Below are 23,543 nucleotides of genomic sequence, written 5' to 3'. Positions count from 1 at the left end.
GCACAATCGTGGTCGAGCGTCGGTGGCTCGGCGTACGGTCCGGGCATGGATGATCACCGGAACCCGGCTCGCTCGATCGACGACTTCGCGACCTGGGAGCCCATGTTGCGCCTCGTGCGGGCGAGCCGGGCGGAGCGCCTCGCCGTCCCGGGCGCCCGCGTGGCGGGCCACATCGGACGGGGCGGCTGGAGCGTACCGATCAAGCAAGGGGTGTCGCAGACCCATCGGGACGAGCGCGACGCCGTGGGGCGGGTGCGCGATGCTCTGGCAGAGGACGGCATCGACACCGTTTCGTTCAGCGTGGAGGTCGATCCGGCGGGACGGGCGCTGCTGCACATACTCGAGTACGGCCCGGCCGTGGAGTCCGGCGTCGGACCGCATCCGGGAGCGCTTGTTCTGGTCGAGGGCTCGCTGCCGCAGCCCTGGCACCGCCTGCCCGATGCGGTGCCGGGGGCGCGGCCGGCGCCGTCGGCGGACCCCGAACTGCTGGAGCGCACACTTCGCGAACGACTGCCCGACGCGGTCGGCGCCACCGAGGCCGAGATCGCCGCCGCCGAGACGCGCCTGGGCATCGCCCTGCCCGACGAACTCAAAGCGCTCTATCGGGTGACGCGGTCGCATTGGGAGGATTGGCAGGACGACGACGAAGCGGCGCGGCGCCAGGCCGAGGCCGTCCGCTGCGAACTCTTCGGCCTGGCGGACCTGTATGTCGCCGAGGCGGCAACCCGCTACTTCCTCTGGCGGTTCGCGGCGATGGACGCGATCGACCTCCGGCCCGACGCCGCCGTACAGGGGCTGGTCGGTTCCCCGGGCTGGATCGTTTTCGGGGACAACGGCGGCGGCGACCGGTTGGCCGTCGATCTGACCCCCGGTCCCCGCGGCCACACCGGGCAGGTCATCATCCTCTCCCACGAGGAGAGCGTGGGCGCCGGGCTCGTTGCCGACTCCCTCACCGACATGATGCTCGACCGACGCCGGCGGGCGGAATCCGGGCTGCGCGGAGCGGGGCGGGAGTCACCGGCGGTGGCATGGGTCAACGCGTCGAGCGTGCGCAGCCTGGAGGCCGCCGCCGATCCCGGGCTGGAAGTCGTGTCCATCGGTGTGTGGAACGACCCGCCGCTCAGCCTCGCACCGCTGATCGGCCTGCCGCGGCTGCGGACCCTCACCGCCTACCCCGGCACGATCGCCGACCCACGGGAGATCGCCGGGCTCACCGGGCTGGAATACCTCGAACTCGCGCCGCGGGACTGGCGTGTCCTCCTCGACGCGGGAGTCGTCCCGCGCGGTCTGCAGGCGGCCTCGATCAAGGCGAGCCACGACGACGACCCACTACCCGTCGCGGCCCTGGCCGACGAACTCCTCGCCCTGTGGGGTCGCCCGCCGATCACCCGAACCGCCCTCACCGGCGACCTCGGCCCCGCGGCCGACGGCCTCGGCGATCTGTAGCGCCGCCTCGGTGGGGGTGAGGTGGGTGGTGTCGACGACCTCGGCCTCGGCGTGCAGCCAGGTGCGGGCCGCCTCGGCGTAGGGCTCCAGGTACTTGAAACGGAAGGGGGAGGGGCCCAAGAGGGTGTCGCCCTCGATGCGTCGGCGCAGGGTGTCCTGGTCGGCGTGGAGGACGAAGTGCCGTATCGGGACGGCGTGTCGGGCCAGGCCCGTGCTGATCTCGCGCCAGTACCGCTCGACCAGGACGGTCATCGGCACGACCAGGGTGCCGCCGGTGTAGTCGAGTACGCGGTGGGCGGTCTCGACGACCAACTCGCGCCACGGCGGCCAGTGCTGGAAGTTGTCCGTTGCCGGCAGCCCGGGCTTGATGTCCATGAGCGTCTCGCCGACCTTCTCGGCGTCGAACACCCGTGAATTCGGGAGCAGTGGTTGCAGGAGCGCACTGGTCGTCGTCTTGCCGGCGCCGTGCGTGCCGTTGAGCCATACGATCATGGGCTCGACGGTACCGGTGTGGTTCGCGAGGCGCGCCGCACCTGTCAGTCGCGCCACCACGGTTCGCGGATCACGTCGTTCTCGTCCGCCGCGCAGCTGGGTGATCTGATCCGGATGTCACAGGCCACAGGAGAGGAATGGCGGTGTCCTCGGCGACGGCACGGCGCGCGGTGTGTCCGCCCGCCCCGCGGAATCAGCATCGGCGCACGGCTCCCGTGGGATCCAGTACGCCCACCGCCGCGTCGGCGAGTTCGGTCAGCAAGTCCTCGAAGGGCAGGGGGAGTTCGGTGCCCTGATCGAGGCGGCGTTCGCTGTCGGCGAGGGTCGCGGTGACCAGGAGCAACATCAGCCGCAGCCGGGTCGCGTGTACGGCGGGTGGGGTGTCCGGCTCGGCGGCGGTGAGGGTGTCCTCGATCAGCGCGGTGACGGCGCGCACGCCGCCGGCGACGTCGGAACCCAGCGGCGGGGACAGCACCTCGCCTTCGAGCGTGAAGCGATGCACGAACCGGGCGTAGTGGCTCTCGCGCGCACCGTCGCGCATGGCCTCCGCGAGCGGTCGCAGGTGGATGTCGACGAGCGCCGCGAGGTCGTTTCGACGCTCGTCGGGGAGGGCGGCGAGCAGGTCGAGGCGGCGCAGGTTGAGCGGCGCGAGGCGGTCCTCGTACAGCGCGCGGACCAGTGCCTCGCGGGTGCCGAAGTGGTACTGCACGGCGGAGTTGTTGCGCTGTCCCGCCGCGGCGCCGATCTCGCGCAGCGACACGGCGGCAATGCCGCGCTCGGCGAACAGGCGCTCGGCGGCGTCCAGGATGCGTGCGCGGGTTCGGGTCTTGACATCCACGGGAGGAGTGTAAGACATTCCGTCTCAGTCGATTGATTAAGACAGTCTGTCTCACAAGGCTCGATCGCAGCGATCGCATCGAACAAACAAGACCTTGGAGTACCCGTGTTCGACGTCCGCCCCCTGACACCCGCCATCGGCGCCGAGATTGCCGGGATCGACCTGAACCGCGATCTCGGCGCGGACGCCTACGCCGGCCTCGCCGACGCGCTGCACACCCACCAGGTGCTGTTCTTCCGCGACCAGGACATCTCCGCGCGCCGCCAGCGCGACTTCGCGGCCGGATTCGGGGCGCTCCAGCGCTTTCCGTTCGGCGAGCCGCCCGAGGCCGACCTGCCGGAGGTCATGGTGTTGGCCACCGACGGCGACGGGCCCAAGGTCTCCAACGCCGACATCTGGCACAGCGACGCGACGTTCCTGGCCCGCCCGCCGATGGGCACGATGTTGCGCGCGGTGTCGCTGCCGCCGCTCGGCGGCGACACGCTGTGGGCCGACATGGAGAGCGCGTACACCGCCCTCTCCGCGCCGATGCGCGCGCTGCTGGACGGCCTCACGGCGGAGCACGACGTCACCAAGTCGCGCTCGCACCGCGGCGGCGACGCGCGGGCGCTGCCGCCGGTCGTGCATCCCGTGGTGCGCACACATCCGGTGACCGGTCGCCGATGCCTGTACGTGAACCGCATCTTCACCACCCGGATCGTCGAACTCGACGAACGCGAGAACGAGTTGTTGCTGCCCCACCTCTTCGAGCACGTGACCCGGCCCGACTTCCAGGTGCGGTTCACGTGGCGGCCGGGCGACATCGCGCTGTGGGACAACCGCAGCACCCAGCACTACGCGGTGTACGACTACCGGGGCCCGCGCGTCATGCACCGCATCGTCATCGAGGGCGACGAGCCGCGCTGAGCCCGGTGGAACGAGGCGTGGTCGGCCGGTTCGGTCCGAGTCTGGGGTATCGTCGGCCGGGTACCGCATCGCATGGCGGCTTCTCTGTCGGATCTTCAACGGAGTTCTCCGCATGCCTTCGTCCGCTCCCACGGTGCGCCTGTTTCGTCGCGACGACCGCGACCAACTCACCGACCTCGTCAACGCCCACGTCGCCGCCGTGGTCCCCGGTGTCTCCGTGTCCGTGAACACGGTGCTCGACTGCCTGACCCGGCGGCCCGGCGAGTTCGTCACCGACCCGTGGGTCGCGGAACGGGTCACGTTGGTGGCCGAACACCACCGGTGCGTGGTGGCCGCGGCGCACCTGCTGCGCTATCGCGACGATGCCGAGGTCGGCGCCGACTACCGGGACGCGAGTGTGGTCGACTGGTTCGTCTGCCGGCCGGCCGCCTCCTTGCGGCCCGACGCCGAGCGGGCCGCCGACCTGCTGATGCACGCGTGCCTGGCGCAGTCCGCCCGCTGGGGCGTGCGGGCGCGGTACGCGGACGGCGCGCTGCCGGCGCCCGGCGTGTACGGCCTGCCGCGACCGTGGCCGCACGTTCGGGCCGTCTTCGAGCGTGCCGGGTTTCACCACACGGGCGACACCGAGGTCGTCCTGATCGCGGAGGTCGCCGATCTCCGCCGAGCGCCCGCCGACCCCTCGGCGCAACGTTTCGTCGTGAGTCGATCCGTCGGCGAGTGCGGTACCCGGCTGACCGCCCGTCACGGCGACCGCGAACTCGGCTACATCGAGGTCGACACCATGCGCGACCGACCCGAACGCCGCGCCCGAGGCGGCGGCCTGGCCGACATCGGCAACCTGCACGTCGCACCCGACACCGACGCGGACTACCTGACCGGCCACCTGCTCGCCCGCGCGGCCGAATGGCTGCACCTCGCCGGCACGGAGCGCGTGCTCGACTACGAATCCGCCGCCGACACCACGTGGATCACCCGGCTGACCGCCGCCGGTTTCCGCGAACTCGCCCGCACCGACCGAGGCTGGGAACACCGGCTCCACGCCGGCTCGCTCACGTACCCGACCTGACCGTCGCCGCGCCCGATGCCCCGGTCGCGGCCGGTGGCAGGGTTCGTGGCATGCTCGGCTCGTGCTTGTGACCCGGCGGCTGACCATGGACGACGTACCCGCGCTGACCGAGTTGGTGGTCCGGAACCGCGAGTTCCTGGCCCCCTGGGAGCCGCTGCGCGCCGACGACTTCTTCACCCTGGACACGCAGGCGGCGCAGATCCGCGAGGCGTTGGCCGAGGCGTCGGCCGGCCGGGTGCACCTGCGCGTGATCGTGGACGAGGCCGGGGACGTGGTCGGCCGGATGACGCTGAGCGGCATCGTGCGCGGGGCGCTGCAGTCGTGCGCCATGGGCTATTGGGTGAGCGCGCACGCCAACGGCCGCGGCCTCGCCACGGCCGCGGTGCGCGAGACGGTGCGGGTCGCCTTCGACGACCTGCGGCTGCACCGGGTGCAGGCGGAGACGCTGACGGACAACGTCGGGTCGCAGCGGGTGCTGGAACGCAACGGCTTCACGCGGTACGGCCTGGCGCCCGAATACCTCAGGATCGCCGGACGCTGGCAGGACTTCGTGATGTACCAGGTGATCAACCGCGCGTTCGACCACGACGCGCCCGAAGACGAGTCCCGTGTCGGCGACGACGAGCGCGGAGATGGCGAACCGACGTCCGCAAAGGTGGACGCCGGCCGCCAAGAATTGCCGGCTCCGCCCGCCCGCGCGGGCGGAGCCGGTTCGTTCGCCGACTAGTGCATCCACAATGCCCAGGCGTGGTCGTTGACCTGTTCGCAGTAGAAGTAGGCCCCGTGGTTCGGGTATTCGGCCACGGCTCCGGCGCGGCAGTCCTCGGCGGACGCGTAGTAACCCACGATGTACGTGAAGTCCGGACCGCCCTGGGCCACCGCGGGGGCGACGGCGCCGGCCGCGAGTGCGAGGACGAATGCGAAACCGGTCAAAACCTTGCGCATGAGCCCAACCCCATTCTCCCGGACGATCCGGTCCGGGGAAACGACGTACGAGGACTGACGGTTCGTACCGCGGCGCCCCCAAGCTAGTCGTCCCCCACACGCCGAGACAATAGGTCTATACCTTTGGCTCCTGAGATTCCGCTCCGCGGCGGCGCGCCCGTGCGCCCGCGCGGGGGTCAGGGGAAGTGTTGGGTGCGGGGGGCGAAGGTGGATTCCGGGCCGGGGGCTCGGCCTATGGACCAGATGGTTGTGGTGTTGGGGACCGGGGTCAGGCTGAGGGTGGTCGAAGGGCCTTCGCCCGGGACGGCGGGTTCTTTGTACTCGGTGAAGGATCGGCCGGTCCAGGCGAGGAAGTCCGGACCGGGGATCAGGGGTGGGGAGTTGCCCGGTGGGGCCCATTTTTGGGAGCGGATCACCGAGATCCAGGCCAGGGCGCCGGAGGGAGCGGGGGCCAATGAGGTGATGGCGCCGAAGTCGGTGGGTACGGCGACCCGGTGCCACGTCAGACCGTCCCAGCGGACCAGCAGGGGTGGGATCGGGCGGCCGGGCGGGCCGCCGATGAATCCGGCGGTGCCGCCCGCCCATACCTCCGTCGGCGAGACCGCCAGTACGCTGCCGACGCCCGAGCGGGGGAAACCGTCCACGATCGTCTGCTGCCACGCCTGACCGTTCCAGTGCGACACGGTCGCGCCCGAGGCGCCGGCGCCCGCGGCCCACACGTCGTCGGCCGCCAGGATGTGCAGGCCGTACACGGATCCTGGCGGTACCGGTAGGTCCCGCCAGGCGCGCCCGTCCCAACGCAGCAGCGCCTGCGCGTCGTTGCGCGTGCCGATCAGCCAGACCCGGCCGCCGCCGGCGACGACTCGGGTCGGCGTGACACCGCGCGGCGACCGGCCCTCGTACCAGGCGGAGCCGTCGGAGCGGAGCACGTGGCCGCCGCCCGCCGCGTCGCGGCCGACCGCCCACATCGCGGTCGGGGAGGTCGCGGCGATGGACGACAACTCGCCCTGCCAGGTGATCCCGGGCAGGCTGCGGCGCTGCCACGCGGCTCCGTCCCAGCGCAGCACCAGCGGGAAACCGGGCGCCTCACGCCCGACCGCGTCCGCGCCCACGGCCCACACACGATCCGGTCCGAACGCCACGGCTTCGTTCAGGGTGGCCTGCGGGCGTACCTCCGCCGAGACCGGAACGTGCTGCCAGGACGGAGGTTCCGCCGAGGCCGCGGTCGAGGCCGGCGGGACGAGGGTCATGCCCGTCATGGCGACGGCGACGGCCACGACCACAAGTCGGCGTGTCATGGTCGACCTCCCAGTCGCTCGCTCATCAGGTTCGGTTTCGAGCCGTAGATCTCGACGGTGCCGAAGGACAGCAGAGCGGATCCGACGGTCGCCAGTGCGCGCGGTTTCACGTCGATCGCGTTCGGGCGCTCGGGGCCGTAGGAGAACGTGGTGCGGAGGCCGTCGATTCGCGCGTACTTCGACTGGAACGCCCGGTCGCTGCGCACCGGCAACCACAGCGCGCCGTCCGGGCCGCGCACCATGGCCTCGGTGGAGGTGTCGCCCAGCGGCGGGTAACGGGTGTGCCAGGCACGCCCGTTACCGGTCGTCAGGTAGGTGCGGGCCACACCGTCGGTGTACCTGCTGCCGCCGATCGTGATCCGGCCAAACGGTTCGAGGACGATCGTGTGCACGTTGCTCTTCGGCGGCAGCGGTACCTTCGCGTCCCGCCACGAACTGCCGTCCCAGCGCAGGATGGTGCTCCCGTCGGCGGTGTCCGCCCAGGCCCAGACGTCGTCGGCGGCGCGCGCGGTGATCCCCATCAGGAACAGCACGCCGTCCGGGGTGGACTGCGTGGTCCAGCCGGAACCGTCGTAGCGCAACACCTTCAGTCCGGTGTCGTCCTCGCCGACGACCCACGCGGCACCCGGTACGGCGGTGAAGTCCTGGTAGGTCCACAGGGTTTGCGGTAGCGGGACCGCGCTCCACCCGGCCGCCGACCGGCGCAGGATCTCCGCGATCCCCACGCGGTAGTGGAAGATCCACATCTCGTCGCCGACGAACTGCACCCGGCCGAGCGCGCCCGGCTCGTCGGCGCCGGGGAAGGAGGTGTCCCGGCTCCACGCCGTGCCGTGCCGGCGGTACAACGTCGGCCGGGATCCGTCGGCGGCGTTCTCGGACCCGGTCGCCCACGCGTCACCCGGTCCGCGGGCGGCGAGATCGGCCACGCTCATCGGCGGGGCCGCCGCCGGCACGGGCAGCGCCGACCATCTCGCCGATGTGGATTCCGATGTCGATGTCGCTGTCGAATTCGACGCCGGTGCGGCGGGCGTCGCGGCGGTTGCGGCGGGCGACACCACCGCCGTACCCGCGATCACAAGGCAGACGACGACCGCACGAAGACCGTTCACGAGACCTCCCGAGAACGTGAGGATCGCTCAGCCTATGGGCATGAACCCGGCCGTGAACAGACGGCATATGGCCGATCCGAGGCATCGTTTCGACGCCGCGGTCGTGGCCGATCGGTCCCGGTGTCCGGCTTACCCGGCCGCGTCGATCGTGGTGAGTTGGAAGCCGTATCCGATCACCACGATGCCCGCCGCGGCGGTCAGGATCGGGCCGGCGCGCTCACCGGGAGGCTGCACCGGGAACGGGTGTTTCCACCGGGTCGTTCCGGTGGTCGCCTCGACCGCCCACAGTGTTCCGGTGCCGTCCGCGACGTACACGTTGCCGAAGTCGTAGCGGACCATGGGGACTTGCGTCCCGAACGTCGGTCGGCCGGCGGAGCCGCCGGGTATCGAACTGCGCCAACGCAGCGTGCCCTTCCTCGCGTCGAGGCAGTAGAGCGTGGTCTGCGTGGTGGCGAAAACCGTGTCGCCGTCGGTGTTCGACGCGCAGTCCGTGAAGGTCTCGCCGGCGCCGGCGGCGGGGAAGCCCCATACCGGCTTTCCCCGGTCCGGCTCGACCAGGTGGACCCGGTCCGCGCAGTAGACGAAGCCGCCGGCGGTCCAACACACGGGGATCGGGGGCCGGGTCACGGGGACGTACCCCTGCGTCGACACGGGCGGTACGTCGGTGCTCCAGCCGCGGGCGCCTCCGCGCGTCGCGTCGAGCATCACGAGGCGGCCGTCCGAGCCCCGGTCGCGGTCGCCGTGCGACAGCAGGTTCGGGCCGTGCGGGGGGACGAACAACCCGTCGACGTCCGTGCCCACGGTCTCCCATACGCCGGTCCGGGTGCGGACGTCGACGGCCCAGACGAACCCGAAGGAGGACAGCGTCGTCGTCTCACCGGTGATCCCTCGGCCGGTGACGAAGGCGATGTCGTCGACGATGCCGGCCACGCCCGTGGGGGTCCACTCGACATGTGGGAGCGGGAGCGTCCACAACTCCCTTCCGGTGCCGGGCTGGACGGCGCTCAGCACGTTCTGCCGGACGGCGGCCTTGGTGCCGGTGAGGTAGGCGACCCGGTCGTCCCCGGCGACCCGGCCCGCGTCGTTCCAACCCCCGGCCAGGGGCAGCGTCCAGCGCGGTCGGCCCGCGCCGGCGTCGAACGCGTCCCGGCCGTTCTTGCCGGTGGCGATGACCGAACCGCCGTACACGGCCACGTCGGTGACGGGTCCACTCGCCTTGGCCGTCCACGACGTCGCTGCGGCGGGGCCGTCGAGGACACCCTTGCGGCCGGTCGGCGCGGGCAGCGGCGCATGCGGGAGGACCGGCGGCGGGACCGGAACGGTGGCCGGCGGCGAGGATCCAGGACCGGCGGGGGGCGGCGTCGCGGCCGCGCCCCGGGCCGAATCGGCTTCCCCCGGCAGCAGGACGGCCGCCACGCCGCCGGAGACGGCCACCGCCGCACCGGCGGCGAGGCCGAGGAACAGCCGCCTGCGCAAGACCTGTTGCCGAGCCTGCTCCGGCGGGACCGGGCATTCGGGGCGGGTGGACGCGCCGAGCGGCGACCCCGTCCCGGGCAGTGCCGAGACCCCGGGCAGTGCCGAGACCCCGGGCAGTGCGGAGACCCCGGGCAGTGCCGAGACCCCGAGCGGTGCCGATGTCTCGGGCAGCGCGGCGATCCCGGGCGGTGGCCACGCTCCGGGCGGCGCGGCGATCCCGGGCAGCGCCGACGACTCGGCTGATGCCGAAGTCTCGGGTGCCGCCGACGCCCCGGACCGGGTGGGCGTTCCGGACCCGGCGGACGCCCGCGCCGGCGCCGGCGGCGTGGGTCGGGCGTCCGTGCCCGTCGTGGGCGGGGCCTGGTGCCCGCTCGCCGCGTCCCGCGCCGCCGGCAGGCCCGTCAGGACGTCGGCCGCGCGGCTCACATCGCGCGTCACTGCGTCCGGCAGCCAACTTCCCCCGGCCGACCCGCCCTCGTCCCGGCTGACGAAGTCGATCAGCGCTCGCGGCGTCGGACGTCGTACGGGGTCCTTGTGCAGACACGCCGCCACCACGTCCCGGATGGAGGCCGGCAACGCGCCGACATCGGCCGGATCGCCGACGACGCGCCCGAGCACGGCGGCGGGCGGCCCGTCCCCGAACGGCCGCTGCCCGGACGCCGCGTACAACATCGTCGAGCCCAGCGCGAACACGTCGCTCGCCGCGCTCACCGACCGCCCCAGGCACTGCTCCGGCGACATGTACCCCGGCGATCCCACGACGGTGCCCTCCCGGGTGAAGGACGTGCCGTCCAGCGCGTGGGCGATGCCGAAGTCGATGACGTGGGGACCGTCCAGCGCCAACAGCACGTTGCCCGGCTTGAGATCGCGGTGGATCACCCCCGCCGCATGGATCCCGACCAGTGCCTCGGACACCCCGGCCAGCAACATCCGCAACGAAGCCTCGGGCAGCGGCCCGTGCCGCCGCACGGCGTCGTACAGCGACAGGCCCGACACGAACGCCGTCGCCATCCACGGCGGATCGCCGTCGGGGTCCGCGTCCACGACCGGCGCGGTGAAGGCCCCGGACACCCGCCGCGCGGCTGCGACTTCGGCCCGGAAGCGGTTGCGGAAGTGCTCGTCGGCGGCGAAGTCCGCGCGGATGACCTTCACCGCCACGGCGCGTCCGGCGGCGGAGCGGCCGAGGTAGACCTTCCCCATGCCGCCCGAGCCGAGCGGCAGGAGCAGGACGTACGGGCCGACCCGTCGAGGATCCGAGGCGTCGAGCTGTTCCATGGCCTGCTGCCGTCACCCTTTCGTTGGTGAACGCCCCGACTCGGAGCGGGAGTTCGGATATCGCCCGGGTATCGTCCGGACCGATCGCGCGTGTCGTGGCGATTGTGTGGGCGGTTCGGCGGCTACGCTCCGCTCGCGGCGACAACCACCAGCGAGGTGCGGTTGGCGCCCCACACCCGACCGCCGCCCACTGCGGTGAGCAGGACGTTCGTCGCGTCCTGGGTGGGGTCGCTGTACTTCCATCGGCCCTTGCCCGTCTCGGCGTCCACCGCCCAGAGGTTCGCCCTGTCGTCCGCGACGTAGACGTTGCCGTCCGCGATCCGGATCCCGGCCGAGTCGGATTCGCGGAGCGAACCCTCCTGCGGCGCGGTGGCCCACTTCGGCGCGCCGGTCGCCGCGTCGAGGGCGATCAGGCCGGCGGCGCAGGTGATGTACACCGTCCTTCCGTCCGGGCTCGCGACCGGTTCCCCGAAGTTGTCGCCGCCGTTGCGGCCGGCCCGGAACGTCCAGCGCTGCCGGCCGTCGAGCGGGTCGACCGCGGTGACCGAGGATCCGGCGTACACGTAGGCGCCGCCCGCGAAGCACGCCCGCGACTGTGCGTAGGTGCCGAAGGAGCCGCCGGGGACCGGGTTGCGCCAGCCGCGTCTGCCGGTCGCCGGGTCGAGTACGACGACCGCGCCGTCGCGGCCGACGCCGCCGCCGGCCGCGAGGATCATCGACTCGGGCGTGGGCGGTACCACCAGCACCGCAGCCACGTCGGTGCCGGTTTCCTGCCACAGCGTGCCGCGCTTTCGGGTGTCCACGGCCCACACGAAACCCTGCATGGGGGAAGTGCCGATGATGTCGCCGGAGACGATCACGGTGTCGCCCAGGATTCCGGCGACGACCCGCAGGAGCCGACCGCCGCCCGGCTCCGCCACCGACCACAGGATTTTTCCGGTCGAGACGTCCATGGCGTGCAGGCCGTCGACACGCGTGGAGCCGGCGTTGCCGCAGAAGTAGAGGACGCCGTTGCGCACGATGCCCGGCCGATGCCTGGCCGACGTGGCGTCGATGTGCGCCCCGGTCGGCCCCCAACGGGCCTTGGCGTCCAGGTCCAAGGCGTTCGCGTCGAGCAAGCCGAAGGTCACCAGGACGTCGCCGCTCAGGACGAGGCCCTCGCACGGCTCGCCGAGGTCGCGCATCCTGCGGACGACGGCGTCGGGAGCGGTCAGGGGCGTGGTCGGGAGGGCGGCCGGGGCGGGTGGGGCACCGGTCGGACGGGGACGGGCGGACTCGCTCTTGCGGCCGGCGTTGTCGACGTTGCCCCCGCCCCGGTTCGACAGCGCGACGGCCGCGGTGACGCCGCCGGCCACCGCGACGGTGCCGGCGACGCCGACGAGCAGGGCGCGGCGACCGATCGTACGGGCGGTGGGCGGTGCCGGCGGCTCGGGCGGGGTTCGCGGGGACGGCAGGGTCGGGGGTATCGGCGCGGGCGGGGGAGCGGTGAGGGTCGACGCGCGGACCGCCATGATGTCGGCGGTCAGCGGCCCGGGCAGCCAGCTCCCGGCCGCGACGTCGACACCCTGGCGTTCGATGTCCTCGACCACCTCGGCCGGTTCGGGCCGCTCGGCGGGGTCCTTGGCGAGGCAGCGCAGGATCAGTGCGCGCAGCGGCTCGTCGAGGCCGGCCAGCGGCGCGTGGTCCGGCTCGGTGCCGGCGACGCGGAACATCAGCGCCGCGGCGTTGCCGGTCCCGAACGGCGGCAGCCCGGTGGCGGCGAAGTACGCGGTGGCGCCCAGCGAGAACACGTCGCTGATCGGGGTGAGCAGCCGCTCCAGGGCCTGTTCGGGCGACATGTACCCGGGCGAGCCGACCACCGCACCGCTGCGGGTGTGCGAGGTTCCCTCCACCGCCCTGGAGATCCCGAAGTCGATGACGTGCGGTCCGTCGAGCGCGACCAGGACGTTCGAGGGTTTGAGGTCGCGGTGGATCAGGCCGGCGGCGTGTACGTTGCCGAGCGCCTCCGCCAACCCGCCGATCAGCATGCGCAGCGCCGCCGCGGGCAGCGCCCCGTGCCGGGCGACCGCGGTGGACAGGGGTACGCCGGGCACGAACGCCGTCGCCATCCAGGGCACCGGGGCGTCGGGGTCGGCGTCCACGACGGGGGCGGTAAAGGCACCGGAGACGCGGCGGGCGGCGGCGACCTCCTGTCCGAAACGAGCCCGGAACACCGGGTCGTCGGCGAGTTCGGGACGGACGACCTTGACCGCGACGGTACGTCCGCCGGGCGAACGACCCAGGAACACCTTTCCCATGCCGCCCGCACCGAGCACACCGAGCACGGCATACGGTCCGACCCGCCGCGGATCGGCGGCGCCCGACAACTCCATGATTCCCCTCTTCTGCGGCGATGGCCAGGATACCGACCCCAAGATCACGCCGCGGCGGGCCTCCGGCGGCCCGTCGGAGGGGGCCGTGTCGCGCGAACCGGATATCCGCGCGAGTGGGGTAGCGGAAGGATCGGGGCGTCCTGTTCCTCATGTCGACCAAGGGAATTTGCCAGTGAGCAGAATGGGTAGGAGCGCTGCGGCCGTCCTGGCGTCGGTGTCGTTGTTCGCGGGTGTGGGCGTCGCGCTCGCACCGTCGGCGTCCGCCGTGAGCAACCCCGGATGTACCCAGGATCTCCGCGACCACACCGCCAAGATCACCGGCAACAACGTCAACTTGCGCAAGGGCAAGGGCACGTGGACGCCGATCCTGCGGGTGCTCCAGAAGGGCGCGAAGGTCACCGTCTACTGCCGGGGCGTTGTCTACCGGGACGGTGACGCCGAGGCCAGCGAGTGGTACTACGTCAAGCATCAGGCGTCGGGTATCAAGGGTTGGGTGTCCGTCAAGTACGTCAGCTGATTCACGGAGCCGCCGATCCACGGATCCAAGGAATCACGACCGTGCACCCCGGGCGGTGGTCGCCCGGGGTGCACGGCGATCGGGCGGCTTGCTCAGAGGAAGACGCGGGCGTTGTCCAGCCACGCCCGTGCGTCCCCACCGACCGCCGTGAGGTCCGTCGCGGCCGGGGACCTGCGTTGGGTGACTCGGAGACAGAAGTCGAGGACGCCGCCCTCCACCCGCTGCGCCGCATCCGCCGGGCCCCATGTCCAGGTTCGGCCGTCGGGGCCGGCCAGTTCGACCCGGAACGGATCTGTCGGAAGGGGCAACCCGGCGGCGTGGAACGAGAGTTCGCGTCCGATCACGCCCAGGGTGGCGATCTGCCGGAGTCGATCCGTGGGACGGCGTGCGGCGCCCACCGCATCGAAGACGTCCTGCCCGTGGGCCCACACCTCCATGAGCCGAAGCGGCGCCATGAGCGTCGCGGTCAACTGTGAGCCGTACCAGGGAAATCCGTGCTCCGTCGGTAGGTCGCACAGTGCCGCCGCCACCTCGGCGCGACCGGCGCGCCACTCGTCGAGCAGTACCGAGCGTGGTTTGGCGGCTCCCGCGGCGGCTTCGAGATCGGCGTGTCCGCCGCCCGCGGCTTCCGCTTGTTTCAGTACGGCGTCGAACGCCTCCGGGGTTCGGATGGCGATGAGGACGTTCGCATCGGCCGCGGCGAGATGCGCGATCTGGTGGGCGATCGTCCACCCCGCCGCCGGCGTGGGGTCGGCCCAGTCGGCGTGCGCCGATACCAGGGCGTCGAGTTCGTCTCCCTCGGCCACCAGGTCGGACAGGGCGACATCGCGTTCCAGACCGGACACGTCAAGGCCGTAGTTCAGCATCCGACGTCGCCTTTCGGTTGTTGGCATGCGTCCACCGAAACATCGTAGATGTCGATCGTTTTCGTCCGGCGGTGACGGCGACGGGAGCCGTTTCGGGTGGTTCCGTTCGCCAGGTCGGGTGCATTCGGGGGCGGATCGGCGTTACGACAGGGGGGTCGATGGGAGGCTTTCGGTGGAATCGATCCCCTCGTTCGGAAGGTTGGTGAGCCGTGTCCCCGTCATCCGCGACGTGCGACCGGGACGCCGTAGCCCCCGGCTTCCCGAAGCCCGCCGATGTGGTGGCGGAGGATGCGCAGTTGCGCGCCGCCGTGCCCGTTCCCTCGGTCGGCGCCGCGTTTCGGGACTCCGCCGACAGCCTGGTGCGAAGCGTCGCGCTGCTGATGGAAGCCTACGCCCGACGTCCCGCCCTCGGTCGGCGCGCGACACGCACGGTGCTCGATCCGACGTCGGGTCGCACCACACTGGAACCGCTGCCGTGGTTCGACACGATCACCTACGCCCAGTTGTGGGAACGGGCCGGCGCGGTCGCGGCCGAGTGGACGCGGGACGCGGAGCGTGCGGTCGATGCCGGGGATTTCGTGGCGGTGTACGGCTTCGTCGGCGTCGACTACACGGTGCTCGACCTGGCGTGCCTGCGGTCGGCGGCGGTGTCCGTGCCGTTGCCGTCGAGCGCTCCCGTGGCCCGGTTACGGTCGATCGTCGACGAGGTCGGGCCCCGGGTCCTCGCGGCCGGCGTCGAAGTCCTGGACAATGCGGTCGAGTTGGTGTTGGCGAGCACGTCGAGGCCCCGGCTCGTGGTGTTCGACCACCACCCCGAGGTCGACGATCAGCGCGAGCGCTTCGAGGCGGCGCGCAGGCGCCTGGCCGAGGCCGGACTCACCGGGATCGACACCCTTACCGTCGTCACCGAGCGAGGGCGCACACTCCCACCCGCCGCCCCGGCGCGCCGGCCGACCGCTGCGGACGAGGACACGAACGCGGACACGATGCGGCTGCTCGTCTACACCTCCGGCAGCACGGGGGAGCCGAAGGGCGCCATCTACACGGAGCGTATGCTCCGGCGACTGTGGATGGGCAGCATCCCCGATGACGGGCTACCCTGGATCACCGTCCAGTACCTGCCGCTGAGCCATGTGGCGGGTCGTACCGTCCTCTTCCACACCCTGGGCCACGGCGGCACGGCGTACTTCCCCGCGAAGAGCGACGCCTCGACCCTCTTCGACGACATCCGGCTCGTCCGCCCGACGCAGCTGATGCTGGTGCCGCGCATCTGCGACACGCTCTATCGGCAGCATGGCCACGAACTGCTTGGGCCGAAAGAGGAGTTGGGCCGCGAGTCCCGCCTCGGCGGCCGGGTGTTGCGGGTGATGTGCGGCAGTGCGCCGCTGTCCCCGGAACTCGCCCGCTTCATGGAGTCGTACCTGGGCCGGACCGTGCACGACAGTTACGGATCGACCGAGGCCGGCGTCGTATTGTTCGACTCCCGCGTACAGCGGCCCGCGGTGCGCGACCACAAGCTCGTCGACGTACCGGAGTCGGGCTACCGCACCACCGATCTGCCTTACCCGCGCGGCGAGTTGCTGATCAAGTCGGAGTTCGTCACCCCCGGCTACCACGGACGGCCCGGGACGACCGACGAGGTCCTCGACGAGGACGGGTTCTACCGAACCGGCGACATCATGGCGCGGATCGGCCCGGACCGGCTGGTGTACGTGGGCCGCCGCAACGACGTGCTGAAGCTGGCCCAGGGGGAGTTCGTCGCACTCTCGCGGCTGGAGAGCATCTTCGCCACCGCGTCGCTCGTGCGGCAAATCTACGTGTACGGCAACGGCGAACGTGCCCATCTGCTCGCCGTGATCGTGCCCACCGAGGAGGCGATGGCGCGGGCCGAGGGCGACGAGTTGCGGCGGGCACTGGGTGAGTCGCTGCAACGGGTCGCCAGGCAGGCCGCGTTGGAACCCTACGAGGTTCCCCGGGACTTCCTGGTGGAGACCGAGCCCTTCGACATCGGGAACGGCCTGCTGTCGGAGCTGCGCAAGAACGTGCGACCCCGGTTGAAGGAGCGCTACGGGGATCGTCTGGAACGGCTGTACGAGCAGACGGTGACGGGACGGCCGGACGAACTGCGCGCCCTGCGCGAGGCCGGCGCCGATCAACCGGTGCTCGCGGCCGTCCGCCGGGCCGCCGGCGCATTCCTGGGGCTGTCGGTCGCGGATCCGGGGCCGGCCGCGCGTTTCACCGACCTGGGGATCGACTCGCTGTCCGCGCTGGCGTTCGCCGAACTGCTCCGGGACGTCTTCGGGGTCGAGGTCCCGGTCGACATGCTGCTCGGCCCGGCGTGCTCCATGCGGGCGATCGCGGAACACATCGAGGCGGTACGCGAGTTCGGAGAGGCACGACCCTCGGCGGGCTCCGTGCACGGCGCCGGCGGCGACGTGGTGCGGGCCGTCGACCTCACACCGGACCGGTTCATCGACGCAGCCACCCTGAAAGCCGCCTGTTCGCCGGCGGCACCGGTACGGCCGACGGCGACCGCGACCGTGTTGCTGACCGGCGCGAACGGCTACCTCGGCCGATTCGTATGCCTCGACCTGCTGGAGCGCCTGGCCGGCACGGGCGGTCGGCTGGTGTGCATCGTGCGCGGCCGGGACGATGCCGAGGCCCGCCGCCGGCTCGATGCCGCCTTCGACGACGGTGACGACGGGGAACTGTCGCGCCGCTACCGGGCCCTGGCCGCCCGGCGGCTCGACGTGCTCGCCGGGGACATCGGCCGGGAGCGGTTGGGCCTCGACGCGGATACGTGGCGGTGGCTGACCGAGGAGGTCGATCGGGTGTTCCACCTGGCCGCGCTGGTCAACCACGTGCTGCCGTACGACCAGCTCTTCGGCCCGAACGTGGCCGGCACCGCCGAGCTGATCAAACTGGCGCTCACCGGGCGGATCAAGCCGTTCACCTACCTGTCCAGCGTCGGCGTGGCCACCGGAGTCGAACCGGCGCGGCTCGACGAGAGCGCCGACATCCGCGAGGCGAGCCCCGAGCGCCGCCTCTCGGACGCGTACGCCACGGGCTATGCGGCCGGCAAGTGGGCCGGTGAGGTGTTGCTGCGCGAAACCCACGAGCGGTACGGCCTGCCGGTGACCGTGCTGCGCTCGGACATCATCCTCGCCCATCCCCACCACGCCGGTCAGCTCAACGTGACCGACGTGTTCACCCGGCTGATGCTGAGCCTGGTCGCCACCAAAATCGCGCCGGCCTCCTTCTACCGGAGGGACGTCGGGGCCCAAGGGCCACGCGCGCACTTCGACGGTCTGCCCGTCGACTTCGTCGCGCGGGCCGTCGACACCCTCGGCGCCCGCGACGGGGACGGCTTTCGTACGTACAACGTCGTCAACCCCCACGACGACGGCATCTCGCTGGACACCTTCGTCGACCGGCTCGTCGCGACCGGCCACGACATCGAACGCGTCGACGACCACGGCGTCTGGTTCACCCGCTTCGAGGCCGCGCTGCGGGCGCTGCCCAAGACGCGGCGTCGGCACTCCGTACTGCCTCTGCTGCACACCTTTCGGCAACCGGCCGAACCCGTGGCCGGCTCGCGTTTCCCGGCCGGACGGTTCGCGCGGGCCGTGCGGGCGACGGGGATCGGCGAGCCGGGGATTCCCCATCTGTCCGCCGGGCTGATCGACAAGTATGCGGCGGATCTGCGCCGGCTCGGGCTGATCTGATTTCACGTCGATAATCGTCCGGCCCGACCGGAACTCGCCCATTCGGGCGCCTTTTCCCACCCGATACTCTGAATGTGATTCGTGTTCCGCGACATACCGACATGTCCTTGCAGAGCTTTATGGGATCGTGAGTGAATAGCCGCTCCGCGGTTTCGTCAATTCCTATGCAAAAACCGGGAGCGCATCCTGATTATGTCTACCATCGAATTTTCTCCGTCCCGATTCCTCGCGGACATCGAAACGACCGCCGACCTCCTGGGCGCCGACTACTGCGCACCGATGACCCGCCGGGTGCTGGATGTGTTCGAGGAGAGCTTCCACCGGGGGGCGGTGCTGTGGCGCACCACCGACCGGCCCGGCGGCGCGCTGAACTATCGCTTCTACGAGCGCAGGCCCGTCGACACCGTGCACATCGCCGAGCGGGCCGGCTTCATCCCCGCCCGCAGCCCGGCCACCGGTCTGATCCGCGCCTGGAGCGCGCTGTACGCGGGGTCGAGGGAGCTGTGCGACTTCGACTCGGCGCAGGGCCTGGTCAAGACCTGGGTGTATCTGGACGGGAGGCGGCCCTTGGAGGAGGTCCTCGGGCCGCGCGAGATCCCGGACTCGATCCGCCGGCACGAGAGCCGTTTTTGCGAACTGGGCCTGACGGTGGTGCGGAATGTGGCGGTGGACTATCAACAGGGCACCGCGAACCTGTACTTCCGTACCGCGGAAGGCATCGACGCGAAGTCGACGAAGCGACTGCTCGCGCTGTCCGGGAGCGCCGGGCCGGACGCGCGGACTTTCGCGGACATGCGCGCCTTCACGGCGCCGGGCGGGTATACGTTCTCGGTGACCCTGCGGATCGACACCGGACGGATCGAGCGCGTCGGTATCTATGCTCTTCGGCTTCCCGTCGGGCGATTCCCGCACATCGCCGGCCGCCTGGCCACATTCTTCGACCGGGTTCCCTCGCACGACGAGGCGGAGATGAATGCCGTGGCCTGGTCGTTCGGCGCGGGAAATCGCCGCTATATGAAGGCCGAGCGCAGCTACTGCGGCCGGTTGGTCGCACTGATGCACGACTGCGACAGCCCGATGACCGTGCCCGGCATCATGGGTGTATGACCGAGCGTGAAACCTCCGGCCGTTCCGCTGCGGCGACGTTGGCCCGGGTGCTGGATCTGATCGACCCCGGGATCATCGACGTCGTGGTGGCGCCGCGCGGGACCGACGTGCCGGTGCGCGGGGTCATCCTGTACGACCTGGGCGACGAGGACGCCGACGGCGCGGCGCTCGCCGGGACGATCCTGCTCGGGGTGGGCGTGGACCCGCGCGGGCGCGACGCGGTGGAGGCCGTGCGGGCGGCCCGTGACGCGGGGGCGAGCGCGCTGGTGCTTCGGCGCGGGGCGGCCGGAGTGGATCCCGCGGTGGTCGAGGCGGCCGAACACGGCGGAACCGCCCTGCTCACCCGGCATCCCCGACGCGGTTGGACCCACGTGCTCGGCCTGCTGCGCAACGCCTGCGCGCAGAGCGGCACCTTCGAACTCGCCGCCGTCGACAGCCTGCGCCCCGGGGACCTGTCCGGCCTGGCCAATACGGTCGCCGACCTGGTCGGCGGCGCGATCACGATCGAGGATCCGCAGTCGCGGGTGCTGGCCTACTCCCGGATGGACCACGAGCCGGATCCGATGCGCCGGGCGACCATCCTGAACCAGGAGGTGCCGCGCTGGCGGGTGGCGGAGCTGCGCGAGAGCGGCTTCTTCCGCACCCTGTGGGGCACCGACGATGTGGTGCGGCTGCCCGCCGACGAGCGTTACGCGGAGCGGCTGGTGATCGCGGTGCGCGACGGGGGAGAAGTGCTCGGGTCGATCTGGGCCGCGGCCGACGGGCGCCCGCTCGCGCCGGACGCGACGGCGGCGCTGCGTACCGCCGCCCGGGCGGCCCTGCCGCACCTGGTCCACCACGAGACGCGCGGTCGCGAGGCGGCGCGGCGGCGGGAGGAGGCGGTTCACACGCTCCTCGGCGGCGGCGCGGGCGCGGAACAGGCGGCCCGGACGGTGGGGGTGCGCCCGGATCGGCCGTACATCGTGATCGTGGTCGAGGCGTACGAGCGTTCCGCGACGCAGGCCGCGGCCGACCCGCCCACGCACGCCGAGCAACGGGTGCTCGATGTGCTCGCGTTGCAGGCGACGGCGCTGCGCCCGGAGTGTGTGACCGCGCGGGCCGGGCGGCGGTTGTTCGTTCTGACGCCGGCGGGCGACGCGCACGCGGACCCGGCGCGGGACCTGGTCGCCACGGCGCGGTCGGTTCCGGGCACGGTCGTCTTCGCCGGGGTGGGGCCCACCGCCGGGCGGCCGGACGAGTTGCCCGGTGCGCGCGAGGAGGCCGAGATCGTGGTGCGGGTGCTGCGCGAGCGGGCGGCGGCGTCGGCCGGGGCGCCCGCGTCCGCGTCGGCGCTGTCCGCCGACGTGGTGTCCGAGGTGGCCCTGGTGCGCCTCCTCGACCGGCTCGCGTCGTTGTGGCCGATGGCCGGACCGGTGCACGAGATGGTCGAGCACGACCGCCTGCACGGATCGGAGTACTCCGCGTCGGTCGGCGCGTACCTCGGCGCCTTCGGCGACACCGCCGCCGCCGCGCGCGGGCTGAGCGTGCACCCGAACACCCTGCGCTATCGGCTGCGCCGGGCCAAGGAGCTGTTCGGAGTGGACCTGGACGACCCGACGGGCCGACTGCTCGCGGACCTCGGGCTGCGGTTGGCGTACCGGGCGCGCCCGTGAGTCCAGGGTGCGGCGGGCTGCGTTTCATGATCATTTTCTTGTGATGGCAGACAACCGATGCCTCCGCCTTTGGTCGCCCGTGACGCTGACCCCCGCCCACGCCCGGATCCAAGCTGTGCATGCGACTCGAACGGGTCGCGAACACTCGACATCTCCGAGGTGTGGTGCACGTGACTTCCGCAGCGGCCCGACGGCGTCGATCGGCCCGAGAGGCGGCCCTGGCCCGAGTGGTCGAGCAGGGGCTGCTGGGCCCGGAGCAACCCCTGCTGGGACTGCTCGACGTGGACGGCATCCGGGCGTCGGTCCACGCGCTGGCGGCGGCGTTCGGCGACACCCCCGTACTGCACACCTTCGCCGCCAAGGCGTGCGGCCTGGTCCCGGTGCTGCGCCTGCTCGCCGACGCGGGCATGGGCTGTGAGGTCGCCTCGCCGGGCGAACTCGAACAGGCCCTGGCAGCCGGGTTCACCCCCGACCGGCTCGTCCTGGACAGCCCCGCCAAAACGGTCGAGGAACTGCGGTACGCCCTCGCGCACGGCATCGCCGTCAACGTCGACAACTTCCAGGAACTGGCGCGCATCGATGCGATCGTGGCCGAGCGCCCGGCGACGGGGCCGATCGGGATCCGGGTCAACCCGCAGGTCGGCGCCGGCACGATCGGCGCGATGAGCACCGCGACCACCACGTCCAAATTCGGCATCGCGCTGCGCGACCCGGGGGCCGTCGAGGCCGTGGTCGAGGCGTTCGCCCGCCGGCCGTGGCTGAACCGACTGCACGCGCACGTCGGCTCCCAGGGCTGCCCGCTGTCCCTGATCGCCGCCGGCCTGCGGGCCACCTACGAACTTGCCGAGCACGTCAACGCCGTCCTGGGCCACCGACAGATCACCGGCCTGGACATCGGTGGCGGCCTGCCCGTGGACTTCACCGGCGACGAGGACGACCCGACCTTCGCCGACTATGTCGCCGAACTGCGCGCAGCGGCGCCCGAACTCTTGGACGGCCGCTACGAGTTGGTCACCGAGTTCGGCCGCTCGCTGCTCGCCAAGAACGGCACGATCGCCTCGCTCGTGGAGTACACCAAGAGCGCCGGCGGCCGACGGATCGCGATCACCCACGCCGGCGCACAGGTCGCCACCCGGACCGTGTTCATGCCCCGGGCGTGGCCGCTGCGCGTGGGCGCCTTCGACGCGCACGGCCGCCCCAAGCACACGCCGGAGGAGATCCAGGACGTCGCCGGCCCGTGCTGCTTCGCCGGCGACCTGACCGCCGTCGGCCGCGCGCTACCACTGCTCGAACCGGGCGACGTGGTCGCGCTCTACGACACCGGCGCGTACTACTTCTCGTCCCACTTCGCCTACAACTCGCTGCCCCGACCGGCCGTGTACGGCTACCGGGTCGTGGACGGCGAGGTGCGCCTGGCCACCGTCCGCGAGGCGCAGACCGTTCGCGAAGTGGTCCTGGAGAGCGGGGCGGCGCATGTGCACGCCCTCGTGGACCTGGGGTCCGCGACCTGCTCGGGGTACCCGTCCGAGCACGACCGTCCCGACCCCGAGGAGGTGGCGGTATGACCCGCGTCCTGATCTCCGCCGACATGGAGGGCGCCACCGGCACGGTGCTGCCCGCCGACGTGCGCGCCGGCAACCCGCGCTACGAACGTTTTCGGCGCCTGCTCACCGGCGACGTCAACGCGGCGGTGGCCGGATTCCTGGACGGCGGCGCCGACGAGGTGATCGTCAACGACGCGCACTGCGGCATGGACAACGTGCTCCTGGAGGAACTCGACCCGCGCGCGGTGCTCATCGTCGGCCGCAACAAACCCCTCGGCATGCTCCAGGGCCTCGAATCCGACGTGGACGCGCTGGCGTTCGTCGGCTACCACACCGGCGCGGGCGAGGCCGGAGTGCTCGCCCACACCTACCTCTCGCACAGCATCCTCGGCGTGCGCGTGGACGGCCGCGCGGTCGACGAGGGGAGCTTCAACGCACTCGTCGCCGCCGAGGCCGGGGTGCCGGTGGTGCTGGTCACCGGTGACGACGCGACCTGCGCCGAGGCCGCGCGCTACGCGCCGGGCTGCCGTACGGTCACGGTGAAGACGGCCATCTCCCGGCATGCGGCGATCTGCCGTACGCCCGCCGCGACGGCGGCCGACATCCGCCGCGAGGCCGCCGCCGCGTTGGCGAGCCCGCTGGATCCGGGCCCCGCGATGCCGGCCCCGCACGTGGTCGAGGTCGACGTGGACAGCCCCTACCTCGCCGAACGGGCGAGCACGATGGGCGGGGTCGACGTGATCGGCCCGCGCACCGTGCGCCTGGCGGCCCCCGACGCCCGTACGGCGCTGCGCCGGTTCCGGGCCCTGACCTGGGTGATCGGCGCCGGCCGCGAGGGCGACTGGACCTGACCGGTCGCGCGCCCGCCTGTTCCCTTTCACCCCTCTCGTTCCCCGCCCCCGCAGGAGT

General features: G+C 72.0%; 17 protein-coding genes and 1 pseudogene. 10 read left to right on the top strand and 8 right to left on the bottom strand.

The features are described 5' to 3' along the window. Positions 1 to 45: 45 nt before the first annotated feature. The gene (locus tag ACFXKZ_RS37860) at positions 46 to 1,446 is read left to right on the top strand and encodes an SMI1/KNR4 family protein (protein ID WP_380007594.1); all 1,401 of its coding nucleotides are present in this window, start codon (positions 46 to 48) and stop codon (positions 1,444 to 1,446) included. On the opposite strand, the pseudogene ACFXKZ_RS37855 reads toward ACFXKZ_RS37860, so the two are convergent. Further along, a pseudogene (locus ACFXKZ_RS37855) lies at positions 1,426 to 1,938 on the bottom strand (AAA family ATPase); the annotation flags it as partial. The gene ACFXKZ_RS37860 and the pseudogene ACFXKZ_RS37855 sit on opposite strands and share 21 nt — an antisense overlap. Before the next feature lie 193 nt (positions 1,939 to 2,131). Further along, entirely contained in the window at positions 2,132 to 2,776 is a 645-nt protein-coding gene (locus ACFXKZ_RS37850) for a TetR/AcrR family transcriptional regulator (RefSeq protein WP_380007591.1), read from the bottom strand. A 105-nt stretch (positions 2,777 to 2,881) separates the two neighbouring features. Between ACFXKZ_RS37850 and ACFXKZ_RS37845 the strand changes: the two genes are divergently transcribed. The 3 genes from ACFXKZ_RS37845 to ACFXKZ_RS37835 all read left to right on the top strand — a co-directional run bounded on the left by ACFXKZ_RS37845 (position 2,882) and on the right by ACFXKZ_RS37835 (position 5,475). Continuing rightward, complete coding sequence (locus ACFXKZ_RS37845; RefSeq protein ID WP_380007588.1) at positions 2,882 to 3,682, top strand: TauD/TfdA dioxygenase family protein; 801 nt, start codon at positions 2,882 to 2,884, stop codon at positions 3,680 to 3,682. A gap of 112 nt (positions 3,683 to 3,794) precedes the next feature. After that, positions 3,795 to 4,748, top strand: a complete 954-nt coding sequence (locus ACFXKZ_RS37840; protein WP_380007585.1) for an N-acetyltransferase — start codon at positions 3,795 to 3,797, stop codon at positions 4,746 to 4,748. 61 nt (positions 4,749 to 4,809) lie between these two features. Next, the gene (locus tag ACFXKZ_RS37835) at positions 4,810 to 5,475 is read left to right on the top strand and encodes a GNAT family N-acetyltransferase (protein WP_380007582.1); all 666 of its coding nucleotides are present in this window, start codon (positions 4,810 to 4,812) and stop codon (positions 5,473 to 5,475) included. Here ACFXKZ_RS37835 and ACFXKZ_RS37830 read toward each other — a convergent pair. From ACFXKZ_RS37830 to ACFXKZ_RS37810, 5 genes are all read right to left on the bottom strand, one after another. Further along, a complete protein-coding gene (locus tag ACFXKZ_RS37830) occupies positions 5,472 to 5,693 on the bottom strand; it encodes a hypothetical protein (protein ID WP_380007579.1) in 222 nt (73 codons plus the stop codon). The genes ACFXKZ_RS37835 and ACFXKZ_RS37830 overlap by 4 nt on opposite strands. 176 nt (positions 5,694 to 5,869) lie before the next feature. After that, positions 5,870 to 6,991 (bottom strand): hypothetical protein, encoded by a 1,122-nt coding sequence (locus ACFXKZ_RS37825; RefSeq protein ID WP_380007576.1) that lies wholly within the window; start codon positions 6,989 to 6,991, stop codon positions 5,870 to 5,872. Continuing rightward, a complete protein-coding gene (locus ACFXKZ_RS37820) occupies positions 6,988 to 8,100 on the bottom strand; it encodes a hypothetical protein (protein ID WP_380007573.1) in 1,113 nt (370 codons plus the stop codon). The genes ACFXKZ_RS37825 and ACFXKZ_RS37820 overlap by 4 nt, the downstream gene beginning before the upstream one ends. 129 nt (positions 8,101 to 8,229) lie before the next feature. Continuing rightward, positions 8,230 to 10,851: a protein kinase gene (locus ACFXKZ_RS37815; RefSeq protein ID WP_380007571.1), complete on the bottom strand. Its 2,622-nt coding sequence runs from the start codon at positions 10,849 to 10,851 to the stop codon at positions 8,230 to 8,232. A 122-nt stretch (positions 10,852 to 10,973) separates the two neighbouring features. Beyond that, positions 10,974 to 13,223: a PQQ-binding-like beta-propeller repeat protein gene (locus ACFXKZ_RS37810; protein WP_380007568.1), complete on the bottom strand. Its 2,250-nt coding sequence runs from the start codon at positions 13,221 to 13,223 to the stop codon at positions 10,974 to 10,976. Positions 13,224 to 13,404: 181 nt separating this feature from the next. Here ACFXKZ_RS37810 and ACFXKZ_RS37805 point away from each other — a divergent pair, with 181 nt between their 5' ends. Then, complete coding sequence (locus ACFXKZ_RS37805; protein WP_380008054.1) at positions 13,405 to 13,740, top strand: SH3 domain-containing protein; 336 nt, start codon at positions 13,405 to 13,407, stop codon at positions 13,738 to 13,740. Positions 13,741 to 13,832: 92 nt separating this feature from the next. Here the strand turns inward: ACFXKZ_RS37805 and ACFXKZ_RS37800 are convergent, their stop codons facing one another. Continuing rightward, positions 13,833 to 14,606 (bottom strand): TIGR03084 family metal-binding protein, encoded by a 774-nt coding sequence (locus tag ACFXKZ_RS37800; RefSeq protein WP_380007565.1) that lies wholly within the window; start codon positions 14,604 to 14,606, stop codon positions 13,833 to 13,835. Between the two features lie 209 nt (positions 14,607 to 14,815). Here ACFXKZ_RS37800 and car point away from each other — a divergent pair, with 209 nt between their 5' ends. The 5 genes from car (at position 14,816) to ACFXKZ_RS37775 (ending at position 23,485) form a co-directional block, all read left to right on the top strand. After that, positions 14,816 to 18,331: a carboxylic acid reductase gene (car, locus tag ACFXKZ_RS37795; protein ID WP_380007561.1), complete on the top strand. Its 3,516-nt coding sequence runs from the start codon at positions 14,816 to 14,818 to the stop codon at positions 18,329 to 18,331. A 192-nt stretch (positions 18,332 to 18,523) separates the two neighbouring features. Further along, on the top strand, positions 18,524 to 19,438 hold the full coding sequence (locus ACFXKZ_RS37790; protein ID WP_380007558.1) for an aromatic prenyltransferase: 915 nt from the start codon (positions 18,524 to 18,526) through the stop codon (positions 19,436 to 19,438). After that, positions 19,435 to 21,090, top strand: a complete 1,656-nt coding sequence (locus ACFXKZ_RS37785; RefSeq protein ID WP_380007555.1) for a PucR family transcriptional regulator — start codon at positions 19,435 to 19,437, stop codon at positions 21,088 to 21,090. The genes ACFXKZ_RS37790 and ACFXKZ_RS37785 overlap by 4 nt, the downstream gene beginning before the upstream one ends. A 170-nt stretch (positions 21,091 to 21,260) precedes the next feature. Beyond that, the gene (locus ACFXKZ_RS37780; protein ID WP_380007551.1) at positions 21,261 to 22,655 is read left to right on the top strand and encodes a diaminopimelate decarboxylase; all 1,395 of its coding nucleotides are present in this window, start codon (positions 21,261 to 21,263) and stop codon (positions 22,653 to 22,655) included. Further along, positions 22,652 to 23,485 carry a M55 family metallopeptidase gene (locus ACFXKZ_RS37775; protein ID WP_380007547.1) on the top strand — a complete coding sequence of 278 codons (834 nt, stop codon included), beginning with the start codon at positions 22,652 to 22,654 and terminating at the stop codon, positions 23,483 to 23,485. The genes ACFXKZ_RS37780 and ACFXKZ_RS37775 overlap by 4 nt, the downstream gene beginning before the upstream one ends. Positions 23,486 to 23,543 lie beyond the last annotated feature (58 nt).

The organism is Embleya sp. NPDC059237 (genome assembly GCF_042754105.1).
Classification (GTDB): domain Bacteria; phylum Actinomycetota; class Actinomycetes; order Streptomycetales; family Streptomycetaceae; genus Embleya.
The sequence above is the reverse complement of the archived record's forward strand: the minus strand, read 5'-3'. Positions and strand labels throughout refer to the sequence as shown.

What these genes read in the sequence shown, in the direction of transcription:
- ACFXKZ_RS37790 (WP_380007558.1), top strand. Translation starts at nt 18,524, where the DNA reads ATGTCTACCATCGAATTTTCTCCGTCCCGATTCCTCGCGGACATCGAA.
- ACFXKZ_RS37800 (WP_380007565.1), bottom strand. Translation starts at nt 14,606, where the DNA reads ATGCTGAACTACGGCCTTGACGTGTCCGGTCTGGAACGCGATGTCGCC.
- ACFXKZ_RS37815 (WP_380007571.1), bottom strand. Translation starts at nt 10,851, where the DNA reads ATGGAACAGCTCGACGCCTCGGATCCTCGACGGGTCGGCCCGTACGTC.
- ACFXKZ_RS37830 (WP_380007579.1), bottom strand. Translation starts at nt 5,693, where the DNA reads ATGCGCAAGGTTTTGACCGGTTTCGCATTCGTCCTCGCACTCGCGGCC.
- ACFXKZ_RS37805 (WP_380008054.1), top strand. Translation starts at nt 13,405, where the DNA reads ATGGGTAGGAGCGCTGCGGCCGTCCTGGCGTCGGTGTCGTTGTTCGCG.
- ACFXKZ_RS37840 (WP_380007585.1), top strand. Translation starts at nt 3,795, where the DNA reads ATGCCTTCGTCCGCTCCCACGGTGCGCCTGTTTCGTCGCGACGACCGC.
- ACFXKZ_RS37775 (WP_380007547.1), top strand. Translation starts at nt 22,652, where the DNA reads ATGACCCGCGTCCTGATCTCCGCCGACATGGAGGGCGCCACCGGCACG.
- ACFXKZ_RS37785 (WP_380007555.1), top strand. Translation starts at nt 19,435, where the DNA reads ATGACCGAGCGTGAAACCTCCGGCCGTTCCGCTGCGGCGACGTTGGCC.
- ACFXKZ_RS37825 (WP_380007576.1), bottom strand. Translation starts at nt 6,991, where the DNA reads ATGACACGCCGACTTGTGGTCGTGGCCGTCGCCGTCGCCATGACGGGC.
- ACFXKZ_RS37860 (WP_380007594.1), top strand. Translation starts at nt 46, where the DNA reads ATGGATGATCACCGGAACCCGGCTCGCTCGATCGACGACTTCGCGACC.
- ACFXKZ_RS37810 (WP_380007568.1), bottom strand. Translation starts at nt 13,223, where the DNA reads ATGGAGTTGTCGGGCGCCGCCGATCCGCGGCGGGTCGGACCGTATGCC.